Genomic DNA, 18,186 nt, shown 5'->3' with positions numbered 1-18,186 from the left:
TGTAAGCTATAATGTAATATTATGTAAAATATCCCAGAAGCATTCGTTTTCATAAGAATAATTGGAACTTGGGTCATTAAACTAATAAGCGGTTTGCTTCGCAGCGTTTAAAAAACATTTGTATCTATAATTAGCCGTTATGTAAAATTGCCGCGCCCAACCGCTTTATTGTTTTTAAAAAATTAAATGCTTTTATGGCATTTATTTTTAAACTCAATTTGCCAACGCTTGGCCACACCAAAAAAAGCTAAACTTTTTGCTCTTAATTATAATTCTCGTATTAGAGAAAAATCCTGCAAGATTTTTTTCTACGACATTCTCGTAAGCTTGCCACAAGAGTATAAAATTTTCCCTGGCTCAAATCCACGCTTTAAAATTTCTATACACTTGTTTTAATTGTGCATTTGTTTTAAACTTTCAAGTGTTTGCATATCTTTTTGTCTTGATACAAAAAGAAACAAAAAAATCAAGGCTGCACAAAACTTTGGAAACAATGTACGGCTCAATCGCTATATTTTAGAAAACATTGGAACGTTTTAAGATTGCTTAGAACTCGTTTTAAAATTTATTAATATTTAAAAAATGTGTACTGCTACTAACCCTCTAAAATATTCACGCTCATTCACCTATTGTTTTAGCCAAAGTTTTATGAGGCCGTTTTGCCATCGCTCTATCTGGGTAAAAAACACAAGTTCTATTTTACATAATATTATAGAATTATGCTTTTTATTATCTTAAATCTTACTTTGTAATCTTAGCACTTTTTTTCTATTTCAAAAATCAATAGATAGAAAAGAATTATTGATAAGAAATTCAATTAATTGCATTTATAAATTCAAATATTAAATTGATATGTTAATTCAACTTCGCCATAAACGCTTTTGTGTATGAACAGTGGCGGATTTAAGCAACTACTTTTCGATAAGCAATATACTTAAATAAACGCAATAGCGGTTTAAGTTTTCACTCAAACCACTATTGTTTATACACTGTATTAGGTGCAGTTATTAATAATATTTTTAGTTTGTTACACGCATCGGATTATCTAATGCTATAATTACAGGTTCTAAATCCCTTGGGCCTGGCTGTGTGTAGTTTACGTTTGAAAATGGTGTTGTTCCTGGTCCGCCTGGGTTATAAAAAGCATCATAACCACCTTCTAAACTTGGAATTTCTACGAATGTAATGTTTCTTGCCGCACCCTCATCACCTTCAATAATAATGTCTATGTAATTGTCTCTATCTTCCATATAACAATCTCCATATACTGTGCCATTAAAGCCTGCTACGTTTCCTAAATCTGATAAGCCCAATATTTTTAGGGTACCACCTTCAACTTGGTAATCCACACCGACATCTTCGATTAAAACTGTTGAACCGTCTGTACCTGTAGCATGAATTCTAAAAAAACGTTCATAATCTGTAGGTAGCACTCCACGAACTCCATCTGGTGAAAAGCCACCTGAGGTTAGTACACGAAGTCGGAAATCGCCACCACCATATAAATCAAATTCATCGTTTTGTGGCAATTGCATATTCACAATAGGATTGCTAACACCTTCACCAATTGCTTGTGTTCCTACGTGGTTCAGTTTAGCGCCCACCAATCTTGGTCCATTATTTGGGTCGTATGGGCTTGTAGTGGTTTCCCAAGATAGCCCCACAGCGCTTACCATTTGGTTATTAGGGCCAGCCAACATTAACGGTGTGTCACCTGTTACGATTTCTACTCTTACAGGAAAACGTGCATCTGGGTCTGTACTAGGCAGTCGGTTACCAAATTCACCAAAAACTACGATACAGTTACGTTCATTATTTTCAAAATTAGGTAGCATACCAATTGCCATTGGCGAAACTACTTCTCCCGTGTTCAATGTAACTTGAACATCATTTATATCTACTGTATTGGTTAACACAGGCCAACTGAATACAATAGGCATCCCATCTAAACCCAAAGCGCCATCTTTTAAAAACTGCTGATAAGGCGTTTTTAATATATATCCATTAGCTAATTGCTGTTGCGTTACTGAAGAAGTTAAGGGTGCTGTATTACCGTCAGCACAAGTAACATCGGACAGCCAAGCGCCTCCTGCTTGTTCAACCAGTTGTTGCGTGATTTCTGTACCAGGCAATCCAATAATATCTCCAAAACCATAGGATGCTGAAAGAATTTCTGGGGTTTCTGACCAATAGTCAGCTCCAATTAGAGTTCCATCATAAAAAAGTGACAAAGGTCCTTGCGGGTAAGTAACTGTTACTTCAACCAAGTTAATGGTAATAGTAGCATCAGTATTACTTTGTCCATCACTAACTTGCACAGTTAACGTATATGTTGCGGTTGGATTTATTTCTCCTGAAACGGTAATGAGTCCCGTTGTACTGTTTATTGCAAAGATGTTATCGTCATTACTCGCAGTAATGCTGTAGCTTAAAACATCGTTATCTTCGTCAGCAGCTATAACTGTTCCTACCGAAGTCCCAATGGCCGCGTCATTAGTTATCGAAAATGTTTGATTTGCGACTAAAGGTGCTGTGTTATTTATAGAATTATCATCATCAGTGCAACTTAATAAAAGCACTAATATGCCTATTATTACTATTGTTTTCGAATTCAGTGCTGTTACCATATCCAGTATTGATTTTCTAAAATTGTATTTTATCGTTTTCATCATTTTTTTTGCTTTTTTAATTTCTATTTTTACGTTTCTCTTTCATCTTCTGTTGAATTTCTTTTTGGGTTTTTTTATAAACCGTGTATTGCTCAGCAGAAAGCAATGTTTCCATTTCTTTGTTTTTAGAATTTTGTATTGATTTAAATTCCCTGTACTTGGCAAATCGACCCTTAGTACTCGTTTTTAAAGCTTTCATTTGAAGTGCGTACTTGGTTGTAATGTCTTCAAATTGTGGCTTCTGCTCTTCGGATAAACTTAATTTTTCATAATATTGATTTAACTGTTCTCTTACTTGCTCTTTTTGTTCTTCTGTAAGTTCTCTGTCTTGTGCAAAAGATATTGTGCTCACTAACAATGCTAGTACTACGATACTGTTTTTTAATAATTTCATTTTTTTCTTTTTAATGTTTTTAATTACTTATTCAACTCTACTTCAAAAATAGTATGGCTTAAAAGGCTACTAAAATTTACTATACCTAGACGTAAAATATATAGACAAATCCTATAAATGTATCTGCCTATAAATTATACCTAACCGTAAAAAAACCATAACGCGGTTGTACATAATACTCTGTGGTGGTAGAAAATGCTTCGTTATAATTGTTTTGGTTTATGGATTGGGTATTCAAAATATTCTTAACCCCAAATCTGTATTCCCATTTACTGTCTTTTTTGCTATAATAGAGATTGGCATTTAAAAAAGAATACGTGTTTAGTGTCTGCTGGTCATCGGAATAATTATGGAAGCTATAATCGGATGTAAAAGAAAAATCCTTTAAAAATACCATTTCTAGCTTCGCAAAAGGCATATCGGTATAAAAGCTGTTTTTAGTCCCTGAATTTGTAAAATTGTTTATGATGCGTTGGTAACCGATTTCAAAATTTGGCCCTTTTTTATAATTGGTCAAAATACTTGCTTTATAACGCTGTGTTAATGATTCCGATTCGGTAATTTCATCATCTACCAAATTAAAATTATTGATCCAAGATACATTTGCATTTAAGTTGACTTTATACTTACCAATGGTTTTATCCCAACGAAACATTCCAGTAAGGCTTTCGTCTGTTAAGGTTGAATTAATAGGTGTAGCGATAGAGTTTATACCTTGATAGATAAGACTATTTTTAATTGGATCATTCATTTTTGTATATCGTAATGATGCCAATACATTAGTATAGTTAAACAAGCTAAAACTACTATAGTTTAAACTGAACGTATCGTATAGCCCGTTTTTAATTTCGTTATTTCCCTGAAATAGTGAATTATAATTATTAAACACATACCCTTGTGCTACACTATTAATATCGGGGTATTCTACAGTTTTAGAATAGTTAAATCGTAGGCTTTCAGATTTTTTAAATTGCAGATTAGCATAAAAATTTGGTAATAGTTTCGTTTGAGTATCTTCATATTTTTCTCCGAGTTGTTCATTATTATACGTATAGCTATGAAGGTTTACTCCTGGCGCAAATGTGAATTTTCCAGTAACAAATTTATATTTTGCACCAGCATATATATCTGAAAAATTTGAAGTAACGTCATTATTAAATTCGTCTCCAGTAAAACTGCTCGAACTGCCATCATCCAAGGTTTGAAATATAGAGGAATCAAAATTCTGCTTACTATGAGTTCCACCAAAAACAAAGTTTAAATTGCTTTTGTTATTTAGTACATTATAATAATTCACTTTAGCATCAAACTTGTTTGTATTAATTGTTTTGTTTTGATTTAATCTATAATCTTCTTGTGTTGTATCATAAGGGAATACTGTTGAAAATGGTAATTCTGCTATACTTGGATTCTCACCCAAACCTAAAAATGTGGCATTGTAAAAAGGGTTTTCTTTAGACCATAAATGTTGAACTTCAGCCGAGAAAATATTTTTATCGTTTAATGTATAATATAGGTTTGCATTTTGGTTAATAGAAAAAGGGTTATCCTCTCGCAGCTCATTTATGGTATTATTTACAGTTGCTGTTGTAGACGAAACGTTGCTACTTTCTTCTTGTTCAGATAGTTTTAAAAACACATCATAATCTAATTGAAAATTGCTATGCGGTTTATAAGATGCACTTATTTTACCAAGCCCTAACTTATTATCTTGAATAGAACTCGTAGTAGTTTCCTCTGTGAGATCATCTAAAATATAATCTCTTGTTGTTAATTCTTCTATATCTGTTTTTGTTCCAGAGTAAATAAAGAAACCACTTAAATCAAGGCTTTTACTTGGCGCATAGCTAAAATTTGCTGCTCCAAATTGAGTTTCTATTTCATTTGCCATATTGTTTTGAAGTAATGAAAAGCCTAAATTATCTTGAGTTAAATTTAAGGTAGTTCCTCCTCCTGACAAATTTTTAAAACCTCCTGTAAACTTAAAATAATCTCTACGAGTAAAAGGTATTTCACCAATATTATTGATGTCTGTTATTATATTAATACTCTTTTCTGGGCTATAATAAAACAGCTTTGGGTGAACCAAATATCGTTCATCTGGTCCACCACCAGCTGTAACATCACCAAACCAAAAATTCTTCTTTCCTTCTTTAAGTTTAATATTAATAGCTATACTATCGTCATTATTTGTAACGCTTTGCAATTGTGAGACTTCATTATAATTTTTAAGCACTTGCACTTTTTCTATAGCACTAGATGGGATGTTTTCTACAGCCAGTTTAGAATCTCCGTCGAAAAAATCTTTCCCTTCTACCATTAGCTTCTGTACACGTTTACCTTCAACCTCAATTTCTCCATCATCATTAATTTCTACTCCTGGCAATTTTTTAAGCACATCGCCTAATTTTTTTTCTGTTCCATTCTTAAAAGAATCGGCATTATAAACAATGGTATCACCTTTAACTGTAATGGGCATTTCATAAGTTAAAAGAACTTCATCTAATTGGCTATTATCTTCGTAAAGTGTAAAGTTTTTTTCAAAGTCTATAGATTGCTCGGTTATTTCTAAAGTCTCAGAAATGGTTTTGTACCCTAAAAAACTAACCTTTAAAGTATAATTAGCATTCTTTTCAAGCGAAAGCTGATACCTGCCCTTATTGTTAGCAACCGAATATGAAGCTAATTTCTTTGTTTCACTATTTATCGCCACCACATTAGCAGATTCTAAAGGAGAACCAATACTATCTTTTATAGATCCTGAAACATTAATCTCCTGCGAAAAAGAGTTTAAAGAAAATAGTACACAAAGTATATATAAGATTTTTTTCATTTGAACTTATTTTTAATTACCTCTTCTACCAAGGGCTCCTCTACCTCTTTGAAAATTTTCTCGAATCTCTTTTGCCTTTTTCTTTACAAGCTCATCATACTTTTCTTGGTTTATTTTTTTTCCTTTTTTAGGCGGATTAACTGTTTCTCCTTCTTTATTTAATTCGATTTTTGAGCAAAGAATTGTAGTATTTCCCGCATTTACTTCTAGAATTAACCCTGGTAAACCATAATACATTGCAGGTCCTTGAGAAACAGGAATATCAAGGGTAAACCAAGCCGTTACTATTATCATTTCATCGGCTATTTTTCTGTCTTCTCTCGAGTCATCTGTTTGTTGCTCTCCTGGACGAAAGTTTGTTGGCAACCCTCTATTTTTTATGATAGCAGTAGCTTTAAAGCAGGTATGCTTTCCAATCGTTTTTATATCATCAGTAATTTTCCAATCTATCGTTTTAAGTGAATCTTGAATTAGGAATAGTTTCCCATAAAGGTCTAATTGATTTTTGTACGTATTGTCGATATTATTCTTGTAAAGTTTGCCACCACTCCCTTGATTCAATATCATTTTCACCATTCCCATTCGTTGTGCCATTATTCCATTACCTTGGTCTTGTTCTAACTTTTCTTCTTCAGCATATAGAGAAGAATTCTTATTAAAAGAGAGCACAAAATTATTAGTAGACATACTATTGATACGCTCTTGTATCATTGCCTTTTGAGCCTCTGATATTTGACGATTACCAAAGTTCATTTTTACCGTATTTTTTACAATGTAGTAGGCTTTGCCATTGGTGTTTTGTGCAGAAATAGCTACTGAAAATATCAGTACAAATAATATTATTACTTTATTTAGATGCTTCATATTTATTTTCTTTTGATTAAGAAACTATTATTTTAATTCAATTGGAATCCAAATGTCAATGTCATTTAATAGTTCTTTTAATTGATTAATATCTGGGTTATTTCCTCTCATACCGCCACGCATTGCCATAGCACGTTTTATACGGTCGGAAGATCTTCCTCCCCTAGATAATCCTGCATTAGTTCCGTCAGGTTGTTTCATTCCTTTAATGGAAATTCCTATTGATTTACTATCAGATTGAGATGCTATATAGGAAAGCGGTACTTTTAATGTATACGATAAACCTTCTATAGCTGCTTTATGGGTTACCGAGATTCCTTCACTATTCAATTCTTTATTAATTATTCGCTCTTCTTTATTTTCGGTAACCTTAATATCAGCACCTAATGAAGCCATCATTTTTTGTAGTATTTCTTGTCGATTTCCATTTTCTCGCATTTTTTTTATTTTTTCAATATCAAGAGTCTGATTTTCCTTTGCTATAGGGTATTGTACAGATAAGTGTTTGTTTTTTTCTCCTTCATTATCAAAGAAAATAGTTACACCATTTCGCATCATCTTTAACTGTGTTACTTTATCCTGAGTATTTACTGTCACATACATGTGCGAGTTGTCTTTGGTAATGGTATATCCTAACTTATTATCCGCATCATATACTGTACTTATGGATTGTTTAGCTTGGTCATAGGATGTTACAGGATATGCCGTTTGCTTACTACTGCCACAAGAAAACAGTAAAAGATTAATGATAATAATGCTTGCTATGAATGTTTTTTGTGTACTCATTTGTATTCATTTTTAATATTTAATATCAAAAGTATGAGCAGTTAGAAGCAGCGAAAAAAATGATATACGCACAAAAAAAAAGTATCGACAAACAAGGAATATGTATCGATACTTTTTTAACCCTAATTTCTTGAAATCTGGGTTTTAAAAATTTAAAAGAGATTTTACACGCCGAGTCGTTTTAGAACGACTTCTTTATAGGTTTCTCCAATAGGAATACGAATGTCTCTAATAACAACTTTCGATTTTTGCAAAGCCCTAATGCAATCAATATTAATGATATAAGAACGGTGTGTTCTAATAAAATTGGAAGGTAGTTTTTCTAAAATGGCCTTAAAACTCGATAGCGTTAACAAGGTTTTTACTTGGTCTTTAAGATGAATTTTTATATAATCTTTCAAGCCTTCAATATATTCTATATCTTGAACATTAACCTTAATATTTTCATATTCTGATTTTACGAAAATAAAGTCGTTATTATTTTCTTCAGAAGAAATATGGACTTGTGGCTCAACAGACTGTTTTAGTAACTCACACTGTTCTTTGGCCCGAGATACTGCTTTTAAAAAACGTTTAAACGGAATAGGTTTTACCAAATAATCGGTTGCATTTAATTCAAAACCTTCTAAAGCGTGTTGTGGATAAGCCGTTGTAAAGATAAATTGCGGAATGTTCTCCACTGTTTTCACCAAATCTAATCCTGTTAAATTAGGCATTTCGATATCCAAAAACACCAAATCTACCTGATGCTTATTTAATATTGTAATCGCCTCTAATGGATTATTGCATTTTGCAACAATTTCCATCCCTCCTATTTTATTGACATAGGTTTCTAAAACATCTACTGCCAATGGTTCATCATCTATAATTACACATTTCATCTGTTGTATTTTAATCTAATTTCAATTTTAAATCAACCCAAAATTTATTGTCCTTTTCCACTGTGGTTAACCAATGTTTATTAGGATACAATAGCTCCAAACGGTTTTTGGTGTTTTGCATTCCTATACCAGAACTCTCCTTGTCTTTAGCTTTATTCCCTATGATATTACTACACTTAAAGTGTAATTCACTATCCGCTATACTAATAGTTATTTCGACCTCAGTATTTCCTTTAAAATCTGTCCCATATTTAAAAGCGTTTTCGATATAGGATATAAAAAGTAAAGGGCTAATTTTTTGAGAGGTTATAATGCCTTTTATGTTTGTTTTTACATTTTCGTTTTTTGCTATTCTTATACGTTGAAGCTTAATATAATTTTCAATATATTGAATTTCGTCTTTAAGTAATACTTTACTGTCGTTAGCTTTATATAACATATATCGCATTAATTCAGAAAGCATAATAACAGCTTCTGGGGCATCATTAGATTTTTTAACGGTTAACGAATAAATACTATTTAAAGAGTTAAACAAAAAATGAGGGTTTAGTTGATTTTTGAGGGCTTCTAATTCTGTTTTATTTTTTTGAATTTCAATTTCCGTTTTAATCTTATCATTTTCTATCCATTGTTCGTATACTCTAATTACGGTTCCTATAATAATTATTACAGCATTGAAAAATATAATTATTATAAATTTTGAAGGCCGTTTATCTAGAAGGTTTTGATTCTTATAAAAGTCAAAATTGAATACATTTGAAATGATCAAATAGGCTACTATTAAAAGAATGATAATAGATAATAGATAAAGTATTTTCTTCTTCTTAAGTAATAAATGCGGCACTAATAAACTATAGTTCGTATAAAAAATTACTGCTCCAAACGCAATTCTCAAACAAATTTTAAGCGTAATTTCTTTACCTTCTGAATACACAAAAAACAGGACAACTGAATAAAGTATTGCCCATATAAACATGTGAATCGAAAATTGTCTTCTATTTTTTATTAATTCTCCCAAATTTGATACTAGTTATTTTGTAAATCTACATAATTATTTTATCCGAGGTATTGAATTAGTTTTACAAAACTTTCAAATATATAAGTTGTCAGAGTATTGTTAAAATAAGATAGATATACAAGTGCAATTACTATATGAAAAAGGAATAATTATAGATAAACATGGCCATTCCATACACATTTTGCCTCCACTCCTCTGCCCTTTCTGCAAAAAGAGTATTCCATTACATTTTTAAAGAAACTTTTAGAAAGAAAAAAATCCAAGAAAATTGGGTTAAAGAACTTCGCTTTTACCAAAGCAAAGTTACATAACGCAGAACATTATAGTACAAGTATTGTATTGTAGCAATTTACGTATAGCTGTGCTATTTTAGCATAATATCAGATATAAGGTCTTTAGACTTATATCGACAGGGATATTATGTAAAAGTAAATTGCGACGTATGGACATTATTTGCTTCGTTACTATTGTTTTAGACGGTTTTATTAAGTTTTATCGCAAGAGTATAAAATTTTCCCTTGCTCAATTCCTTGCTTTAAAATTTCTATACACTTGCTTTATTTTTACCTCTATTAGAATATTCTTTTAATTGTAACTTCTAATATTATGTAAAATAGAAATTAATATTTTGAACTTCTTAAGATGCGATTAATTCTTTTTTTCTTGATAAAAGAAAACAAAAAAATCAAGACTACATAAAACTTTGGAAATAATTAACGACTTGTTACGCTATATTTTAGGAAACATTGTAACTAGCCAAGATTTCTAAAGAAAACACCATAATACGCAGAAATACCAATAAAAACAGTAACTAAACCCCTAAAATATGGTCGTTACACTCACCTATTGAGGTTCTATTTTACATAATAATTTCATCTAAAACTCGTAATACCAATTCTTGAAACATGATTAGCATATCTATTGCCAATTTGATTAATCATTTCTCCTTTTAAGCGAAAAAGTATTCTGCCTAAATTTTCATCGCTAGTATTTAGACCTACAACATAGTTGTAGTTAACCCAGATTTGTTTTTCTTCTTTATTATCTAAATAATTAAGGACACAAACACTATTGGCAGGAATAGAATTATTATTGTGTTCATAATCTTTGGACTTCATTTTTCTAGTAATAATTCCAAATATGTATTTGTTAATTCTGTTACTTCTTTGAGAGTGGTCACATGATGCACTAATCTCAATACAAACTAATTTACTACTATGAATTAAACGAAGAATTTTTGTAGATTCCTTATATCTTTTTTTAAATTTTATCATTGCATCATAAAATTTACGAAAAGTTAGACCATAGTTTTTTAAGTAGCTTTTATCTAATTCAATAACCACTCCTCTATCATCCTTATTTAGACTTGAAATCTCATTTTCAATATGAATTAAATTGTTCAGTTGAAAGTAATTAAACCTAGCTACTTTACTAATTTTATTAGGTTTTTTAGCATTGTTTAATGAAGTTAATATGTTTTTCCAGCTATTAGTATTAGTTGAATTTTCAATGTGAAACTTTAGAGCTTCATTTAAAGTAGAATATACTGCTTTATCAGGATTCGCTTTAGCAGAGTGAAATCCAGAAGAGGATTCAGCTAAACTAGAAAATATCTTTTCAAAATTACCAACATAATCTTTACTACTACCCCATTTGTCATTTGAAGGAATTATTTCAAAAAATTGATTAACTGTTTTTGATGCAGCGTTTGTAACAACGTTTTCAAAATCTATTAAAACATTTAAGGTTTTATCTGCAAAAATTTGCTTTAATTTATTTAATAATTCAGTTGCATCATCATAAAATACGTCTTTATCTATGCAATCTATCATAATTGGTTTAGGAACATCAATTTTACGCTCGTTAATGTACTTCTTTATTTTTGGTATTAAAGTCTTTTTATCAGTCCAAAAAATTAAAGCGTATGGACCATTATCGGTGCTAATGTATTTAGGTATAGCATCAACTACAGTAGCTATTATTTGAGATTCACTTCCTAAATCTAACAAATTAATATCAAAAAACGCTAACCTAACTCCTACTAACGGCTTGTCATAAGTGCTTTCATAAATTATAGGTAAACATCCAATGTTTTCATTAAAAAAAACCTCACTTAAAGTATTTAAATGATCTTCTCTATTATCAACAAGAATAATTTTATTTATGGTATTCAACATGATTTTTATTCTTTAGGAAAGACTAAAATAATAGAAGCACCAGTCATACCTTTTGGTAAATCTAAATCTTCAGTTTCAGGAATAATAAGCTTACCTCCTAACATTTCCATTACTATATTAACAAAATAAAGCCCTAGCCCCATTCCTCCTGGTTTTGTTGTTCTAAAAGGCTGGATTAAGTCTTCTGGAGCCATGTTAAAACCTTCTCCATTATCAGCGATTATTATTGCTGGTCCTTTATAATCTTTTGTGTTCGAGGAAATCCAAATTCTAGGTATGAAATCAATATTATTATTATCAAATATTTCTTTTTTTGCACTTACCCAATAAATGGCATTGTCAATTAAATTTGAAATAGAACTTGTAAGTAAATTTCCTGGTCCTTTTATTTGAAAATCTTGACTTTCTTTTGACATAAGTGGACTAGAAAAAACAATATTATGATATTTAAATCTAGTTTTATTAATATTAACAGCAGTCTCAACTAACTTGCTTGCATTTAAAATAACATTTTTTTGTTGCTTTAATATTGGTGAAAAATTCTCTAGAAGTTCTAATATATGTTTTACACGTTTTTTAATTGTTTTTACATCATGATTTTTATTAATATCTACATTCAAAAACTTCATTTCCCTTTCTACTTCATGAAAAACTAAACTTAAATTTAACCCTGACATTCCAGAATTAACCATTACATCTCTCATTTCATTATAATCATTTTCAACTCTTTTGATTAAAGGAGATAATTCTTTTTCTATGTTTTTTTGTTTAAGTTTTGCTTTTAAGTCTTCTATTGTTTCAGACAAACCAACTTTTCTAACAGGTTTTATGTCTTCAATGAATGATTTTAAATTATCTCTATCTGGCTTTGCAATTTTTTCAAATGAATCTAAAATACTGATACAAATACCTAAATACTTCTTATAAACAATATTATCGTCAAATCCTTCCCTATTAGTCTTTTCTACTAATCCTTCATGACTATCTTCTAAAGAAAGTTCTATAGCTCCAATTACAGTATTCTTACTAAATTTATCACCAACTCTTTGAAGTCTTCTTAAAATCATGCCTAACCAGTCGTCATTTGGCTCACCATAATTATAAACCCTTATTCCATCTCTAAAAATCTTTATTCCATTATTCTCTCTCACAAAAGCTCTAATAGCAGCAGATTGTCCTACAGAATTTAATATATAAGAGTCTAAATTGTAAACGTAAAACCTTCCACCAAATGCACCAATACCCTCTAAATCAACAGTTCTTAATATTTTTTGGTCTTTAGCAAAAACATCACCTTGCTTATCTTCAATAATTCTGGTTGGCTTAAATAGGCTTTCAACGGTTCGCGACTTTAAATCTTTGAATATTTTTGGAGGATTAAAAGAATAATATGTGCTTATTTGAGCATCTTCATTAATATAAAAATCAAAATAATAAAGCGAATCGGAGAGAATTTCATTTACATTTTTTACTTCTTTAATCCAATTGTTATGCTTATCATCATTGGCATAAATTTCTACATCAAATTGCTCAAGTTTTTTTTCTATGTTTTTTACAGATTTGGGAGAACTGATTATATCATCTACAAATGGATTTTTGATAGTATTAATTTTTCTTACTAAATCTTTTACTTCCTTTTTACTCCAAGTTTTCTTTTTTAAATCCGAAATATGAATTCTTGTTCCTTTTCCTTTTTCAAATAAACTTTCGGATACTGTTTCAATTTCTACTTTTAAATCTTGTATATATTCCCCTGATGAAATAAGTTTTTTCCAATCTATATGAATTCTACTTGAAAACATATCTCCTTCTCGTTGTGTTTCCAAAGTAAATCTCTTCCCTAATTTATGAACCGCCAGTCTTCCAACACCTTTTTCTCCTAAAGATATTCTGCCAAATTTTGGACTTGGCTTTCTCCTTTTACCCCTTTTGAAATCTGTGCCTATTTCTAGCCAAACATCTTTAATTGTTTTTAATGTCATTCCATAACCATCATCTTCTATCACGATTGATTGATTAGGCGTGTTCAAATCATTAAAAATTATTTTTACTTCTTCAGAATCAGCATCATATGAATTCTTAACCAATTCAAAAATTGCCAAACTATCACTGCCGATTAGTTCATCACCAAGCAAACTTAAAATATGACTTTTAGCCTTAAATGCAGATACTTCTATACTCATACTATTTTTTCAGATATTTTAGTAGCAATTTCATATGCCATTAATGGAGGGACTGCATTACCAATTTGTCTAAATGCAGAACTTCTTCCTCCTTCAAAAAAGAAGTCATCTGAAAATGATTGTATTCTTGCAGCTTCACGGACAGATAAAGAGCGAACTTGTTTAGCGTCTGGATAAATATAATGATGGCCATCTTTAGCTATATGTGCAACCATAGTATGAGAGTAACCATTTGGGTCAACTACTTTAAATCTATCCACAAATGATTTTTCATTTTTATGTGTCTTTAATCTATTTGGTAAATCAGGATATTTTAACCTTTCGGAATCTTTTAACCATTTATTAATAGCGATTTTGTAAATTTCTAAATCTCTATTGTTATGAGGTCTGGCAACATGTTGAGTAACGAACTCAACTCCATTTCTTAAATTAAATTTGTTGAGATATTCAGAACTATCCTTTTTATATTTAGTGATGTTGTTTTGTTCTCCTGGTTTTAATTTTTTTAAATCCATAAGCAAATCTTGTATTTTCCAAGATTTTTTAACCTTCGTAAATTCTGGGTAATTAAAATCACTATTCTTTCTCCAACCAATTAAAATAATTCGTTTGCGTTTTTGTAAAACTCCAAAATCAGCTGCATTAGGTATTGTAAAATCTAATTCATATCCTATTCTTTTAAAATAGGCTTTCATGTTTGTAAAATATCTTCCTTTATCAGCAGTGATAAGACCCATAACATTTTCGAAAACAAAGACTTTTGGGTTATAATTTTTTAAGAATTTTGCATATTCTTTATAAAGGAAATTTCTTGGGTCATCTTTCATTCCTTTTTTATCCCTTGCTCTACCAACCAATGAATATGCTTGGCATGGTGGTCCACCAACAATCAAATCGATATCATTATCACCAGCTAACTCATCAATTTTTCTAAAAATAGTATCATTACTTTTGCCACCAATACCTATATTTAAAACAGATTCAGATAACTTTTTATCTCCATGTTTTAAAATGAAATCACTTCTTAATGTTTTTTCAAGAAGATAATCATGGTAGTGTCCTAATTTATTTTCTTCTTTTAGTTTATGATAAACTAATCTTGTTTCTAATGTTTTACATGCATGTTCATCTATTTCTACATGAGCAATAGGTTTAAAACCTGCATTTATAAAGCCTTCGGAGAGTCCACCTGCTCCTGAAAATAAATCAATGTAAGTTAGTTTTTGTTTATTCATAAATTTGTTAAGCTCGCAACTACCAAAGTTAAGGAAATTCAAAGTCAAATAACAGTAAAAATTAAGATTTTAATATATTGATATTGAGATAATTAACTCTTTTTTTCACTCCACACACATTCCACTTCCCTTCTATGTCGTCGTATAAAAAGTATTCCATTAGCTGTAGTAAAAAAAGCATTGATTAAAAAAATAAAAGAAAATTACTTTTATATTATATAAAAGGTGCTGTTTTTATTTTATCGATATATTAAGAAATAGAATCTATTCTTTTCATTATTTTTGTTGCCATACTAAAAATAAAAATTTTTGAAGAAAATATTTCTTTTTATACTATTGGCGATAACATTCAATGTTTTTTCACAAACAAAAAATATTAAAATACTTTCGTCTAAACTAATTACTAGAAATGAAGAAAAATTTCCTGAAGCTACCATTTTAATTGGCGATGTAAAAATTAAACATGATGGAATAACCTTAGATTGTAAAAAAGCTTTTTTTTATAAAAACAAAAACTTTTTTAAAGCAATGGGCGATGTAATAATAGAACAAGGGGACTCTATTATTCAGTATAGTGATTATGCCGATTATAATGGAAATACTAAAAAAGCCATTTCGTGGGGTAATGTAGAAATGAACGACCCTACCATGAAGCTCACTACCGATACCCTTAGATTTGATAGAGAAAAACAAAAACTATTTTATACTACAGGTGGTACTATTCAAGATAAAACCAATACGCTAAAAAGTAAAAAAGGCACATACGATTTAATCCACAAAAAGTTTACGGCAACCACAAAAGTAACTGTTGACAACCCCGACCACAAGCTAACCTCTAATCATTTAGATTATTACACCAATACAGGTATAGCTTATTTATATGGGCCTTCAACAATTACCAACACTAAAAACGATAATAAAATATATACCGAAAAAGGCTTTCATAATACCAAAACCGATGTGAGTTATTTTGTAAAGCATACCAAACTATACTTAAAAGAAAAAATTATTTTAGGTGATAGCTTATACTATAACCAAAAAAAAGGATTTGCCTCGGCTACAAATAACATTAAAGTTATTGATACCACACAAAATTTTGTGGTTAAGGGCAATTATGCCGAGTTATACGAACATAAAGACTCGTTATTTATTACCAATAAAGCAGTGGCTATTTCGATACTAGAAAAAGATTCAATGTATGTACATGGCGATAAAATTTTAGTAACGGGCAAACCTAAAAAACGAATTGTTCGTATTTTTAAAAATGTAAAAATTTTTAAATCAAATTTACAAGGCAAATGCGATTCTATTCATATCAACCAAGCAAATGGCTTAACAAGAATGTTTCGATCTCCTGTTTTATGGTCGGGTAAAAATCAAATTACAGGCGATAGCATTCAGATACTTTCGAATACAAAAACTGAAAAACTAGATTCGTTAAAAATCTTAAACAATGCCTTGGTGATAGAAAAAGATTCGCTGTCTAAAGATAATTTCAACCAAATTAAGGGTAGAAATATGTATGGCAAGTTTATTAACAATAAACTGAAAACACTTTCGGTAAAAGGTAATGCTGAGGTAATTAATTTTAACAGAAACAAACAAACACAAAAGTTAGAAACCATTACAAAGCAATTGTGCAGTAATATTGATTTTGATTTGGTAAACAACGAAATTGTAAGCATAAAATGTTTAAAAAATACCGAAGGAAAAACCTATCCTCCATCAGAATTTCCAAAAAGTGAACGAAAGCTAAGAGGGTTTGTTTGGCGCGAAAATGAACGCCCAAAAACAATGGAAGATATTTTTAGTAAAAACGAAAAGCAAATAGCACAACCACAACTAAAAACAATTAACCCTACAAATAGCAACAACCTAAAAAAGGCAAAAGAATTACTTTTAAAAGAAAATAATACGACCCCTAACAACTAAAACAGGAGTATTGAAAACCGATTTTTTAACATATCAAGCACAAACAACTCCATATCCACTAGCCATAGAAATTTCGCATGCTACGGGTAGTTATATTTTTGATACCACTCATAAACAGTATTTAGATTTTGTAGCAGGGGTTTCTGCCAACAGCTTAGGGCATAACCATCCAAAAATAAACAAAGCCATAAAAAAACAGTTAAAAAAATATACACATGTAATGGTTTATGGTGAGTTTGTGCAACAAACCCCATTGCAGTTATGTAAATTTTTAGCAAAAACACTACCTCAAAAAAATGGGTCGGTTTATTTAACAAATTCGGGCACCGAGGCAACTGAAGGAGCGATAAAACTAGCCAAACGATTTACAGGCAGAAGCGAAATTATTTCGGCAAAAAATGCCTATCATGGCAATACACAAGGTGCAATGAGTGTTTGTGGTACTGAACAGCAAAACAGTGCTTTTCGTCCGTTAATTCCAGGTATTAAATTTATAGGGTTTAACAACCCAATTGAACTCGAAAAAATAACCACCAATACTGCGGCGGTTATTTTAGAAACCATACAGGGCGGTGCAGGATTTATCGAACCTAAAAACAACTATTTAACAAAAGTATACAACCGTTGTAAAACGGTAGGTGCGTTATTAATTTTAGACGAAATTCAAACGGGTATTGGGCGTACTGGAAAATTTTGGGGTTTTGAAAACTACCAAGTAACGCCAGATATTATTGTCACAGGAAAAGGATTGGGTGGCGGAATGCCTATCGGTGCTTTTATTGCTCCTTTAAAAATAATGAATTGCCTAAAAGAAAATCCGTCTTTAGGTCATATTACCACCTTTGGCGGACATCCTGTAATTGCAGCAGCGGCTTTAGCCACGGTAAAAGAAATAACCAAAAATCACTTAATAGAACAAACGCTAAAGAAAGAGCAATTATTTAGAAAGTATTTACAACATAATGCCATTACCGAAATTAGAGGAAAAGGATTAATGCTTGCTGTTATGGTTGAATCGCCAGAATTAGCTTCGAAAGTTATTTTAAAATGCTTAGAAAAAGGATTAATTTTATTTTGGCTATTATTTGAAAAAAAGGCTATCCGAATTACCCCTCCCCTTACCATTTCTGAAGAAGAAATTAAACAGGGTTGCGACATTTTAATTGACACAATTAATGAATGTGTTTAACATTATTTGTTTAAGCTTTTTTTAT

General features: G+C 30.6%; 12 protein-coding genes. 2 read left to right on the top strand and 10 right to left on the bottom strand.

Features of this window, described 5'->3' with window-relative positions:
• Positions 1-1,019: 1,019 nt before the first annotated feature.
• The 10 genes from AB2B44_RS08160 to AB2B44_RS08115 all read right to left on the bottom strand — a co-directional run bounded on the left by AB2B44_RS08160 (position 1,020) and on the right by AB2B44_RS08115 (position 15,040).
• Positions 1,020-2,672, bottom strand: coding sequence for a cadherin repeat domain-containing protein (locus AB2B44_RS08160; RefSeq protein ID WP_369049082.1), 1,653 nt, complete (start codon positions 2,670-2,672; stop codon positions 1,020-1,022).
• Between the two features lie 13 nt (positions 2,673-2,685).
• Positions 2,686-3,063 (bottom strand): hypothetical protein, encoded by a 378-nt coding sequence (locus AB2B44_RS08155; protein WP_369049081.1) that lies wholly within the window; start codon positions 3,061-3,063, stop codon positions 2,686-2,688.
• Between the two features lie 127 nt (positions 3,064-3,190).
• Entirely contained in the window at positions 3,191-5,896 is a 2,706-nt protein-coding gene (locus AB2B44_RS08150) for a carboxypeptidase-like regulatory domain-containing protein (RefSeq protein WP_369049080.1), read from the bottom strand.
• Between the two features lie 12 nt (positions 5,897-5,908).
• Positions 5,909-6,760, bottom strand: a complete 852-nt coding sequence (locus tag AB2B44_RS08145) for a GLPGLI family protein (protein WP_369049079.1) — start codon at positions 6,758-6,760, stop codon at positions 5,909-5,911.
• A 27-nt stretch (positions 6,761-6,787) separates the two neighbouring features.
• On the bottom strand, positions 6,788-7,546 hold the full coding sequence (locus tag AB2B44_RS08140; protein WP_369049078.1) for a hypothetical protein: 759 nt from the start codon (positions 7,544-7,546) through the stop codon (positions 6,788-6,790).
• A gap of 164 nt (positions 7,547-7,710) precedes the next feature.
• The gene (locus tag AB2B44_RS08135) at positions 7,711-8,427 is read right to left on the bottom strand and encodes a LytR/AlgR family response regulator transcription factor (RefSeq protein ID WP_369049077.1); all 717 of its coding nucleotides are present in this window, start codon (positions 8,425-8,427) and stop codon (positions 7,711-7,713) included.
• Between the two features lie 10 nt (positions 8,428-8,437).
• Positions 8,438-9,445 carry a sensor histidine kinase gene (locus AB2B44_RS08130; protein ID WP_369049076.1) on the bottom strand — a complete coding sequence of 336 codons (1,008 nt, stop codon included), beginning with the start codon at positions 9,443-9,445 and terminating at the stop codon, positions 8,438-8,440.
• An 872-nt stretch (positions 9,446-10,317) separates the two neighbouring features.
• Positions 10,318-11,622: a hypothetical protein gene (locus AB2B44_RS08125; RefSeq protein WP_369049075.1), complete on the bottom strand. Its 1,305-nt coding sequence runs from the start codon at positions 11,620-11,622 to the stop codon at positions 10,318-10,320.
• A gap of 5 nt (positions 11,623-11,627) precedes the next feature.
• A complete protein-coding gene (locus tag AB2B44_RS08120; RefSeq protein WP_369049074.1) occupies positions 11,628-13,805 on the bottom strand; it encodes an ATP-binding protein in 2,178 nt (725 codons plus the stop codon).
• Entirely contained in the window at positions 13,802-15,040 is a 1,239-nt protein-coding gene (locus tag AB2B44_RS08115) for a DNA cytosine methyltransferase (protein WP_369049073.1), read from the bottom strand. Before AB2B44_RS08115 ends, AB2B44_RS08120 begins: the two co-directional genes overlap by 4 nt.
• Positions 15,041-15,349: 309 nt before the next feature.
• Between AB2B44_RS08115 and AB2B44_RS08110 the strand changes: the two genes are divergently transcribed.
• Together AB2B44_RS08110 and AB2B44_RS08105 are read left to right on the top strand one after the other, a co-directional pair.
• Positions 15,350-16,972 carry an OstA-like protein gene (locus AB2B44_RS08110; RefSeq protein ID WP_369049072.1) on the top strand — a complete coding sequence of 541 codons (1,623 nt, stop codon included), beginning with the start codon at positions 15,350-15,352 and terminating at the stop codon, positions 16,970-16,972.
• Positions 16,973-16,982: 10 nt separating this feature from the next.
• Complete coding sequence (locus tag AB2B44_RS08105) at positions 16,983-18,161, top strand: aspartate aminotransferase family protein (protein ID WP_369049071.1); 1,179 nt, start codon at positions 16,983-16,985, stop codon at positions 18,159-18,161.
• The last annotated feature ends 25 nt before the right edge of the window (positions 18,162-18,186 follow it).

Source organism: Tenacibaculum sp. UWU-22 (genome assembly GCF_041021355.1).
Classification (GTDB): Bacteria; Bacteroidota; Bacteroidia; order Flavobacteriales; family Flavobacteriaceae; genus Polaribacter.
Note: the sequence above shows the minus strand (reverse complement) of the source record. Positions and strands in the feature narration are given on the sequence as shown.

Excerpts from the sequence above, each read along its gene's own strand:
- AB2B44_RS08160 (WP_369049082.1), bottom strand. The coding sequence starts at position 2,672 with ATGATGAAAACGATAAAATACAATTTTAGAAAATCAATACTGGATATG.
- AB2B44_RS08155 (WP_369049081.1), bottom strand. The coding sequence starts at position 3,063 with ATGAAATTATTAAAAAACAGTATCGTAGTACTAGCATTGTTAGTGAGC.
- AB2B44_RS08150 (WP_369049080.1), bottom strand. The coding sequence starts at position 5,896 with ATGAAAAAAATCTTATATATACTTTGTGTACTATTTTCTTTAAACTCT.
- AB2B44_RS08145 (WP_369049079.1), bottom strand. The coding sequence starts at position 6,760 with ATGAAGCATCTAAATAAAGTAATAATATTATTTGTACTGATATTTTCA.
- AB2B44_RS08140 (WP_369049078.1), bottom strand. The coding sequence starts at position 7,546 with ATGAGTACACAAAAAACATTCATAGCAAGCATTATTATCATTAATCTT.
- AB2B44_RS08135 (WP_369049077.1), bottom strand. The coding sequence starts at position 8,427 with ATGAAATGTGTAATTATAGATGATGAACCATTGGCAGTAGATGTTTTA.
- AB2B44_RS08125 (WP_369049075.1), bottom strand. The coding sequence starts at position 11,622 with ATGTTGAATACCATAAATAAAATTATTCTTGTTGATAATAGAGAAGAT.
- AB2B44_RS08120 (WP_369049074.1), bottom strand. The coding sequence starts at position 13,805 with ATGAGTATAGAAGTATCTGCATTTAAGGCTAAAAGTCATATTTTAAGT.
- AB2B44_RS08115 (WP_369049073.1), bottom strand. The coding sequence starts at position 15,040 with ATGAATAAACAAAAACTAACTTACATTGATTTATTTTCAGGAGCAGGT.